The sequence below is a fragment of the Jatrophihabitans sp. genome (assembly GCF_036388195.1).
GTDB lineage: Bacteria > Actinomycetota > Actinomycetes > Mycobacteriales > Jatrophihabitantaceae > Jatrophihabitans_A.
Genome location: NZ_DASVSG010000088.1, coordinates 1 through 9,411 on the forward strand (window position 1 = coordinate 1; position 9,411 = coordinate 9,411).

Genomic DNA, 9,411 nt, shown 5'->3' on the forward strand with positions numbered 1-9,411 from the left:
GTGGCGGAGCTCGGCGCCGGCATGACGGGCGCCGGCAACGCGTACGTGGCGGCCCGCAACGGCATCGAGGTGGTGCTCCGCGACGTCTCGCTGGCAGCCGCGGAGAAGGGCAAGGAATACTCGCGCGCCCTGCTGGACAAGGCGGTCTCGCGCGGCCGGCTGAGCGAGGCCAGGCGCGATGAGGTGCTGGCCCGGATCACCCCGACCGAGTCGGTGGCCGACCTCGCCGGCTGTGACCTGGTGATCGAGGCGGTCTTCGAGAACGTCCGGCTCAAGCACCAGGTGTTCGGGGAGGTGGAGCCGGTGGTGGCGCCGGATGCCCTGCTGGGCTCGAACACCTCGACGCTGCCGATCACCACCCTGGCCGAGGGCGTGCGGCGCAAGCAGGACTTCCTCGGCCTGCACTTCTTCTCACCCGTGGACAAGCTGCCGCTGCTGGAGATCATCCGCGGCGAGCAGACCTCGGACGAGGCGCTCGCGCGCGCCCTGGACTTCGCCCAGCAGATCAAGAAGACCCCGATCGTGGTCAACGACAGCCGGGGTTTCTTCACCAGCCGGGTGATCGGCATGTTCGTCAACGAGGCGCTGGCGATGCTCGGCGAGGGCGTGCACCCGGCCAGCATCGAGCAGGCCACCACCCAGGCCGGCTATCCGGTAGGGGTGCTGCAGCTTGCCGACGAGCTGAACATGGAGCTGTTCGTCAAGATCCGCAACGAGGCCCGGGACGCGGCCGAGGCAGCCGGCGGCAGCCTGCCCACCCATCCGGGCGAGGCGGTGGTCGACCGGATGCTGGAGCTGGGACGCCCCGGCCGGCTGCGTGGCGCCGGCTTCTACGACTACGACGGGACCGGCGCGCGCACCGGGTTGTGGCCGGAGCTGGCCACCGAGTTCCCGGTACAGGGAAACCCGGCCGAGCGCGACCTGCTGGAGTTGCAGGAGCGGATGCTGTTCATCGAGGCGCTCGAGTCGGTGCGCTGTCTGGAGGAAGGCGTGCTGAGCACGGCCGCCGACGCCAACATCGGCTCGATCATGGGCATCGGCTTCCCGCCGTGGACCGGCGGCGTGCTGCAGTACATCAACGGCTACCAGGGCGCTGGGCGCACAGCCGGCAGCATCGGGTTGCCTGCCTTTCTCGCCCGCGCCGAGCGGCTCACCGAGCGCTACGGCGACCGGTTCAGCCCGCCGCGGCTGCTGCGCAAGAAGGCCGAGAACGGCGAGACGTTCTGATGCCGGCCGGGTTCAGCGGCGCTGGGCTGATACCGCTCGTGTCCGGTGGCGCGGGGCTGATGGCCGCCGTCCCCAGCGGCGCGGGGCTGATGCCGGCCGTTCCCAGCGGCGTGGGGCGCTGATGCCCGGTCCGCTGAGCGGCATCCGGGTGCTGGAACTGCCCGCGATCGGGCCGGTGCCCTTTCTGGGAATGCTGCTGGCCGACCTCGGCGCCGAGGTGACCCGGATCGACCGGGTGACCCCCGGCTCCGATCCGCTGTCGACGATCCTGGGCGCGACCGGTCCGCTCGGCCGTGGCCGCAAGTCGGTGGCGCTGGACCTGCGGCAGCCGGCCGGGGCGGCGGTGGCGCTGGACCTGGTGGCTGCCGTCGACGTGCTGATCGAGGGGTTCCGGCCCGGGGTGGCCGAGCGGCTGGGCATCGGGCCCGACGTGGCCCTTGCGCGCAACCCGCGGCTGGTCTACGGGCGGATGACCGGCTGGGGCCAGGACGGCCCGCTGGCCCCGACCGCCGGCCATGACATCACCTACCTGGCGATCTCCGGACTGCTGCACGGCATCGGCCCGGCGACCGGACCGCCGACGCCACCGGCCAACTACGTCGCCGACTTCGGCGGCGGCGCCATGTCGCTGGCGGTGGGGCTGCTCGCCGCGGTGCTCAGCGCCCGGTCCACCGGCGCCGGGCAGGTCGTCGACGCGTCGATGGTGGACGGGTCGGCGTACCTGGCCACCATGGTCCGCACCCTGCACGGGCACGGGCTGTGGCGCGATGAGCGGGAGGCGAACATCTTCAACGGCGGCGCCCCGAACTACCGCTGCTACACCTGCTCCGACGGCAGGTACGTGGCAGTCGGGGCGCTGGAGCCGAAATTCTGGGAGACCCTGCTGGAAACGCTCGGCCTGGACCCGGCGACCACCCCGTCCCCGCTGGACCCGGCGCGCGCCCCGGAGCTGGCCGATCTGCTGGCCGGCATCTTCGCCAGCCGGCCGCGCGATGAGTGGGCCGAGCTGTTCGCGGGCTCGGACGCCTGCGTGGCGCCGGTGCTGACCCTGGCCGAGGCGCCGGAGCACCCGAACAACCAGGCCCGCGGCTCCTACGTCGAGGTGGCCGGAGTCCGGGTCGCCAGCCCGGCGCCGAGGTTCAGCGGCACCCCCACCGAGGTGGCCGGCCCGCCACCGGCGCTTGGCGCCGACGCCGACGAGGTGCTCACCGGGCTGGGGTACTCGGCCGATCGGCTGGCCGAGCTGCGGGCTGCCGGCGTCCTGGGCTGACCTGAGCGCTGAGCTCGCCGGCGTCCTGGGCTGACCTGAGCGTTGAGCTCGCCGGCGCCCTAGGCGCTGAACTCGCGGCGCCGGGGTCAGCGCGAGTGGCTGACCACCCACTCCTCGATCCGGTCCCACTGCCGCGCCAGCCAGTCCAGCTGCCCTGCCTCGTCCGCGGGGATCATCGCCCCGCTGTGGTGCCACCAGCTGATCCGCATCGGACGGTCCTCCAGCGGCACCGCCCGCCAGATCAGGCTGGGGCTGACCAGGGTGTCCAGGCCGGCGTGCGCCACCACCAGCACCTCGGCGTCCGGACGTGCCCGCAGGCAGGCCAGCACGCCGCCGGGCCGCGGCGGCAGGACGTGGTCGTTGTCCTGCGCCGACCGGGCAGCTCGCCGGCGTCCGGCGCGCCAGAGCCGGCGCACCGCTCGGCGATGCCGCCGGGGAGTCCAGTTGCCGCCTTCGGGAAACAGCAGCAGCGCGTCGTTGCCGTCCAGGCCGCTCGCCAGCTCGATCAGCGGCTCGGTGCGGTCCTCTCCGGCGCCCGACCGCGACGGCACGAAGTAGGCGCGCAGCCGGTTCAGGAGAACGTCCAGGCCGGGGTCCCACTGCAGGGCGGCCTTGAGCACCACCCTGGGGCACCGGTCGAGCTCGCTGGCGATCAGGTGCACCAGCGCGAACGAGTCGCCGGGGCCGGCGTGGCGGGCGAGCACCAGCAGCGGAACCGGCGAGTCCGGCCGCGGCGGTGGCAGCGGCCTGTCCAGCAGCACGGTGAACCCGACGAGCGCCTCACTGGCGATCCGTAGCCGGTCCAGGCACCAGCGCAGCAGGCTCTGGTGGGCCGGCAGCCAGTCGGCGCGCCGGAACGGCCTGGCCAGCCACAGCCAGAAGCAGCCCAGCAGCATCACCAGATCCAGCGCCAGGTAGAGCGAAGCCAGCCACGCCAGCCGCCACACCTTGCCCCTGACCGGACGTCCGCGCCCGATCAGCAACCCATCCAGCCAGGTGAGCCCGCCCAGCACCGCGAACAGGGCGCTCAGCAGCAGCGCGAGCGGCACCCACAGCGGATCCAGCAGGCACCGGCGCACCCACCGCGGCGGCAGGCCGGCCGTCATCCAGCGCTGCCCGAGCGCTCCAGGTACCTGGCGGAGGCGGCATAACCGCGTTCGATCCGATCGGTGACCCGGGAGGCGTCCCGGTAGCGCATCGTCACCAGTGGGGTGTCCGGGTCACCGCTGGGCAGCACGTGGACCTCCACCTCATCGCCCAGGGCGGCCATCTCCTCGACGAACCGGTGCCGCCGAGCGATCTCGAAGGCCACCAGGCCGACCTCCCACGGGAAGCGCGGCGCCCGCAGCGGCTGTTCGACCCGCCCGACGTGCAGGACGTAGATGGTCCGGGCGCCGAGGGCCACCGCGCGCCCGACCGGGATGGAGTGCACCAGGCCGCCGTCCAGGAAGTGCTCGCCGTCGATCAGCACCGGCGGCAGCAGCCCCGGCACCGCGCACGAGGCCAGCACCGCCTCGGTGATCGGGCCGGCGGTGAACCAGTGCGAGGTCGCTCGCTCGATGCTGGCGGCCACGCACTGGAACGGCACCTGCAGCTCTTCGATGGAGCCCACCGGCAGATGTTCGGCAGCCAGTTGCCTCAGCGGGTCAGAGGAGTGCAGGTGGGTGCCGTGCCGGATCAGGGTCCTGGCACGGCCGAACACCGATCCGGAGAACACCGCCGAGTCGGCCAGCTTGACCCATAACGCGGCCAGCCGGGATGCGGCCTCCAGGCTGGGGTCGGCGGCCAGCATCGCCCCGTTCAGCGCGCCGACGCTGGTTCCCAGCACCAGGTCGGGACGGATCCCGTGCTCCAGCAACGCCCGCGCCATGCCCACCTGGGTTGCTCCGAGCACCCCGCCGCCGCCCAGCACGAACGCCACCTCGCATCGCGGTCTCGGCTCGGCCATGCCTTGATCATGCCTAACCGCTCAGCCGCACGACCGACGAGCCCGCTCCGACCGGCGCGTCGGGCGGCTCAGGCGATATTGCCGTGACATGACGAACGCCGCAGACCCGGTAGGGGCTGCGGCGTTCGGCCACGCGTTGGTTGGATTACACCTCTGCAGGGGTATTGGTGTTGCCCTCGAGTAGCGAGCGAACTTCCGACTCACGGTAGCGACGGTGGCCGCCGAGCGTGCGAATCGAGGTAAGCTTGCCAGCCTTCGCCCACCGAGTAACCGTTTTGGGGTCGACTCGGAAGAGCGTCGCCACCTCTGACGGAGTCAGTAGTGGCTCAGACTCTGTACGTTGACGAGGATTGGTCATTGACCCTCGCCCCCTTCCTGGATATTTATAACGCGCATCCCGTTGCGACGTCCTAGGAAGTATGCACCAGTTTCCGATGCAACTTCTTGTCTGCACGCTATGAAGTTCACCTCCATAGATCACGATTTGATATCGAACCGGAATTTCGCTGTATTTCTTACACAGTTGGTGATCACAGCGACACACCCCGTTAGCGTGCCGGCTCCGAGGCCGTCGCCGTGGCCGCTCAACACGCTCGGCGCCAGCCTTCCGGGTGGTGTGCGGCGGGACGGGCCTGCGATGTACTCTCGACCTACGAATTGATACTCATTCCCGGCGCGGACTTCCCTAGCGACTCCGCCCGGATGACCGTGCGAGCGAGGGGGTCGAGCCATGGGGCGCGGCCGTGCTAAGGCAAAGCAGCAAAAAGTGGCTCGGGAGCTGAAGTACAACTCCCAGAGCACTGACTTCACAGCCCTCCAGCGGGAACTCGGCCATCCAGCCGAGCCCGGCTACACTGAGACCGGTTCGGACGGCGATCCGTACGTCGACGACGATCTCGAGGACGATCCGAGCTGGGTGGCCCCTCCCCGCTAGGCCCAGCTCGCGTCCCTGTCGCGCCTGCTTCCACCCGGATCGCTCGCGGCTTCGTTGAGCTAGAAGCTGCTAGTGGCGTAGTCCCCGCTCAGCCGCGCCCGATCCTGGCTGACGCTGCCTGCGCTGTGGCGGATATCACCCAGCCGCCACGCCGTGAGCCCCCGCGCGGTCAACAGTTGCAGAGCCGCGTCGGCAAATCCCGCCGACACCACGGCGACCATGCCTACCCCGAGGTTGAAGGCCGGCTCCAGCTCGGCCCGACCGAGCCCGCCCGCTCGGGCAAGGACTCCGAAGATCGGCAACGGCGACCAGCTGGCCCGGTCGACGTGCGCCTGCAGGCCTGGGGGCAGCACCCGGCTCAGGTTGCCGGCCAGGCCACCGCCGGTGATGTGGGAGAAGGCGTGCACGCCGGCCACGCCACCGTCGGCGATCAGCTGCAGGCAGTCCTGGGCATAGATCCTGGTGGGTTCCAGCAGCTCCTCGCCGAGGGTCCGGCCGCCGAGCTCGGCCGGCGTGTCCGAGAGCGTGAGGCCGCTGCCGGCCAGCACGTGCCGCACCAGGGAGTAGCCGTTGGAGTGCACTCCGGAGGACCCGATCGCGATCAGCACGTCGCCGGCCAGCACCCGGTCCGCACCCAGCACCGCGTCGGCGTTGACCACGCCGGTGCCGGCACCGGAGATGTCATAGTCGTCGGGGCCCATCACACCCGGGTGTTCGGCGGTCTCCCCGCCGACCAGCGCGCAGCCGGCCCGGACGCAACCCTCGGCGATGCCGGCCACGATCTGGGCGATCTTCTCCGGGGTCACCTTCCCGGTGGCGATGTAGTCGGTCATGAACAGGGGCTCGGCGCCGACGACCACCAGGTCGTCGATCACCATCGCGACCAGGTCGATGCCGATGGTGTCGTGCCGGTCCAACTGCTGGGCCAGCACCAGCTTGGTGCCCACCCCATCGGTCGAGGTCGCCAGGATCGGCTGCGGATAGCGGGTGAGATCGAGCTGGAAGAGCCCGGCGAAGCCGCCGAGGCCGCCCAGCACCTCCGGGCGGGTGGTGCGGGAGACCGAGGCCTTCATCAGCTCGACGGCCCGGTCGCCGGCCTCGATGTCGACGCCGGCGGCTGCATAGGCAGACTCCGCGGCAGAGGAGGCCGGCCGCGCGGCGTAGGAGGCCGGCCCCGCGGCAGAGGAGGCCGGATCGGCAGCCTGGCGGCCTTCGGTCGCGGAGCCGGCTGCGATCGGCGTGCTCACGTCCGCCGCAGCGCCTCGGCGTCGGCGTAGCCTTCGGTGCGCTCGGGCTCCCGGCCCAGCGCGGCCGAGCCGTTCATCGCCGCCGAGCCGTTCATCGCCGGCGAGCCGTTCATCGCCCCCGAGGCGTCCACCGCGCGGCCGATGCCTTCCAACACGTGCTTGCCCACCACCTGGGGCAGCGGAATCGGGTACTCGCCGTCGAAGCAGGCCCGGCACAACCGGGTCTTGGGCTGCTCGCTGGCGGCGATCAGACCGTCCAGGGACACGTAGCCGAGCGAGTCGGCGCCGAGCGAGGCGCGAATGCCGTTGACGTCCAGGCCGCTGGCGATCAGCTCGGCCCGGGTGGCGAAGTCGATGCCGTAGAAGCAGGGCCACTTGATCGGCGGCGAGGCGATCCGGACGTGCACCTCGACTGCGCCGGCCTCGCGCAGCATCCGCACCACGGCGCGCTGGGTGTTGCCCCGCACGATCGAGTCGTCCACGACCACCAGCCGCTTGCCGCGGATGACGTCGCGCAACGGATTGAGCTTCAACCGGATGCCGAGCTGCCGGATGGTCTGGGACGGCTGGATGAACGTCCGGCCGACGTAGGCGTTCTTGACCAGCCCGGTGCCGTACGGGATGCCGGACGCCTCGGCGTAACCGATCGCCGCGGGGGTGCCGGATTCGGGGGTGGGCATCACCAGGTCGGCCTCGACCGGATGCTCCCTGGCCAGCCGCCGGCCGATCTCGAGCCTGGTCGAGTGCACCGAACGTCCGCCGATGGTGGTGTCGGGCCGGGCCAGGTAGACGTACTCGAAGACGCAGCCCTTGGGGCTGGGATTGGCGAAGCGCTGCGAGCGCAGGCCCTCCTGGTCGACCGCGATCAGCTCGCCGGGCTCGATCTCGCGGACGAAGGAGGCGCCGACGATGTCGAGCGCGGCGGATTCGCTGGTGACCACCCAGCCCCGCTCGAGCCGGCCGAGCGACAGCGGCCGGACGCCCTGCGGATCGCGCGCGGCGTACAGGGTGTGCTCGTCCATGAAGACCAGCGAGAAGGCGCCCTTGATGGTGGGCAGCACCCGCATGGCGGCCTCTTCGACCGAGACGTCCGGATGGGCGGCCAGCAGCTCGGTCATCAGGTCCGAGTCGGTGGTGGCGGCCAGCGATCCCCGGTCCCGGCCGCCGTTGCCGCTGGCGGCTTCGTGCAGCTCGGCGGTGTTGACCAGGTTGCCGTTGTGCGCCAGTGCGATTCCGGTGCCGGTGGCGGTGGTGCGGAACACCGGCTGGGCGTTCTCCCAGGTGGAGGAGCCGGTGGTGGAGTAGCGGGTGTGCCCGAGGGCGATGTGGCCCTTGAGGGTCGCCAGCGTCGCCTCGTCGAAGACCTGGGAGACCAGGCCGAGATCCTTGTAGACCAGGATCGAGGAGCCGTCGCTTACCGCGATCCCGGCGGCCTCCTGGCCCCGGTGTTGCAGGGCGTACATCCCGAAGTAGGCGAGCTTGGCCACCTCTTCACCGGGTGCCCAGACACCGAAGACGCCGCATTGATCCTGCGGGCCTTGGTCGTGTGGATCGAGCTCATGGGTCAGCTTGCCGTCTCCGCGCGCCACGGGGCCAGTCTAAGGGGTGGCTTCCGGTGCTCGCGCATCAACCGCCGTGCAACGCCGGAGCTGTTTGCCGGTTTTGGCGCTCGTAGGGGTCTTTACTGCGGTGGGTTACCGGCTGCGGCGGGAGTGGCTGGGTCAGACCGGTTTGAGGGCGCGGTGCGGCTCGGCGGGCATTTCCAGGGTGATGAGATCGCCCGGTTTCACGGGGCCGCCGTGCACGACGACGCTCATGATGCCGGCCTTGCGGACCGGCTTGCCGTCCTCGTCCTGGAGGAGCACCTTCTTGAGCAGGCCTGCCTGGAACCTGTCGATCTGGACGCACGGGTTGCGCAGACCGGTGACTTCTACCACTGCTTCAGGACCTAGCTTGAGCAGCGTGCCGGCCGGCAGGGTGAGCAGGTCCAGCCCGCGGGTGGTGATGTTCTCGCCGAGCTGGCCGGGTTCGACGTCGAAGCCCTGCTCGGCCAGCTCGTCGAACAGCTCGGCGTGCATCAGGTGCACCTGGCGCAGGTTCGGCGCGGCCGGGGTCCAGCGTTTCCGGGAGCGGTGCTTGACGGTGGCGCCGGCGTGCGCGTCACCTTCGACACCGTGGCCGGCGATGAGGGTGATCTGCTCGGCGGGGGTCTTGCTGAACCGGTGCCGTAGGTGCGCGCTGACGGCGATCACGGACGGCTGCTCGCTGCTCACCCGGCGATTCTTCCATCCGGGCGTCAGGGACGTCGGCGCTAGGACGGTGGGCGGTGTCCGTGGCAGAGCTGGTCCATGAGACTGCCCAGCGGCACACCGAGCCCATGGGCGACCCGGTGCCAGGTGTCCAGCGAACCACGCGTCGTGCCGTGCTCCAGGTTGATCAGCACCGTCCGGGACAGCCCGGTGAGCTCCGCGAGCTTGTCGTAGGTGAGCCGCTTCTCGGCCCGCAACCGGGACAGTTCGTGCCGCAGCGCCTCATGGTTGGGCTCGGGTCGACGGGGCACCCGCACAGACTGGCAGTCAACGAACCTTGACTGCAGTACAGGTTCGTTGACTATTGTGGTGAGGACCGCAACTCACCGGGAAGGCTGAGCGCCATGCCGCGTCCGCACGCCACCTTCTGCGACCTACCGCCCGGCCGTGATCACGGGCAGTTCTGCGTCTCTCGTCCAGTCGCGCGTGAAGCCGTCGCCATGAACGAAGCCGGCAGGCCCGTCGACCTCACCGTG

The 9,411-nt window shown here is 70.7% G+C and carries 10 protein-coding genes; 3 read left to right on the top strand and 7 right to left on the bottom strand.

The genetic code is table 11. The features are described 5' to 3' along the window. Together VF612_RS09300 and VF612_RS09305 are read left to right on the top strand one after the other, a co-directional pair. Window positions 1-1,227: 3-hydroxyacyl-CoA dehydrogenase family protein (locus tag VF612_RS09300; RefSeq protein WP_408659576.1), on the top strand; the 1,227-nt coding region annotated here is incomplete at its 5' end. Window positions 1,228-1,348: 121 nt separating this feature from the next. Continuing rightward, window positions 1,349-2,497 (top strand): CaiB/BaiF CoA transferase family protein, encoded by a 1,149-nt coding sequence (locus VF612_RS09305; protein ID WP_408659577.1) that lies wholly within the window; start codon window positions 1,349-1,351, stop codon window positions 2,495-2,497. 86 nt (window positions 2,498-2,583) lie between these two features. Here the strand turns inward: VF612_RS09305 and VF612_RS09310 are convergent, their stop codons facing one another. From VF612_RS09310 to VF612_RS09320, 3 genes are all read right to left on the bottom strand, one after another. Next, entirely contained in the window at window positions 2,584-3,603 is a 1,020-nt protein-coding gene (locus tag VF612_RS09310) for a 1-acyl-sn-glycerol-3-phosphate acyltransferase (RefSeq protein ID WP_408659578.1), read from the bottom strand. Next, window positions 3,600-4,445 carry a patatin-like phospholipase family protein gene (locus VF612_RS09315; RefSeq protein WP_408659579.1) on the bottom strand — a complete coding sequence of 282 codons (846 nt, stop codon included), beginning with the start codon at window positions 4,443-4,445 and terminating at the stop codon, window positions 3,600-3,602. The genes VF612_RS09310 and VF612_RS09315 overlap by 4 nt, the downstream gene beginning before the upstream one ends. Window positions 4,446-4,590: 145 nt before the next feature. After that, on the bottom strand, window positions 4,591-4,803 hold the full coding sequence (locus VF612_RS09320) for a BldC family transcriptional regulator (RefSeq protein ID WP_311422163.1): 213 nt from the start codon (window positions 4,801-4,803) through the stop codon (window positions 4,591-4,593). A 372-nt stretch (window positions 4,804-5,175) separates the two neighbouring features. Between VF612_RS09320 and VF612_RS09325 the strand changes: the two genes are divergently transcribed. After that, window positions 5,176-5,379, top strand: coding sequence for a DUF3073 domain-containing protein (locus VF612_RS09325; RefSeq protein ID WP_408659580.1), 204 nt, complete (start codon window positions 5,176-5,178; stop codon window positions 5,377-5,379). A 59-nt stretch (window positions 5,380-5,438) separates the two neighbouring features. Here VF612_RS09325 and purM read toward each other — a convergent pair whose 3' ends face one another. The 4 genes from purM to VF612_RS09345 all read right to left on the bottom strand — a co-directional run bounded on the left by purM (window position 5,439) and on the right by VF612_RS09345 (window position 9,186). Continuing rightward, entirely contained in the window at window positions 5,439-6,626 is a 1,188-nt protein-coding gene (gene purM, locus VF612_RS09330; protein WP_408659581.1) for a phosphoribosylformylglycinamidine cyclo-ligase, read from the bottom strand. After that, complete coding sequence (gene purF / locus VF612_RS09335; protein ID WP_408659582.1) at window positions 6,623-8,215, bottom strand: amidophosphoribosyltransferase; 1,593 nt, start codon at window positions 8,213-8,215, stop codon at window positions 6,623-6,625. The genes purM and purF overlap by 4 nt, the downstream gene beginning before the upstream one ends. Window positions 8,216-8,347: 132 nt before the next feature. Beyond that, on the bottom strand, window positions 8,348-8,899 hold the full coding sequence (locus VF612_RS09340) for an MOSC domain-containing protein (protein ID WP_408659583.1): 552 nt from the start codon (window positions 8,897-8,899) through the stop codon (window positions 8,348-8,350). Window positions 8,900-8,937: 38 nt separating this feature from the next. Continuing rightward, entirely contained in the window at window positions 8,938-9,186 is a 249-nt protein-coding gene (locus VF612_RS09345; RefSeq protein WP_408659584.1) for a helix-turn-helix transcriptional regulator, read from the bottom strand. Window positions 9,187-9,411 lie beyond the last annotated feature (225 nt).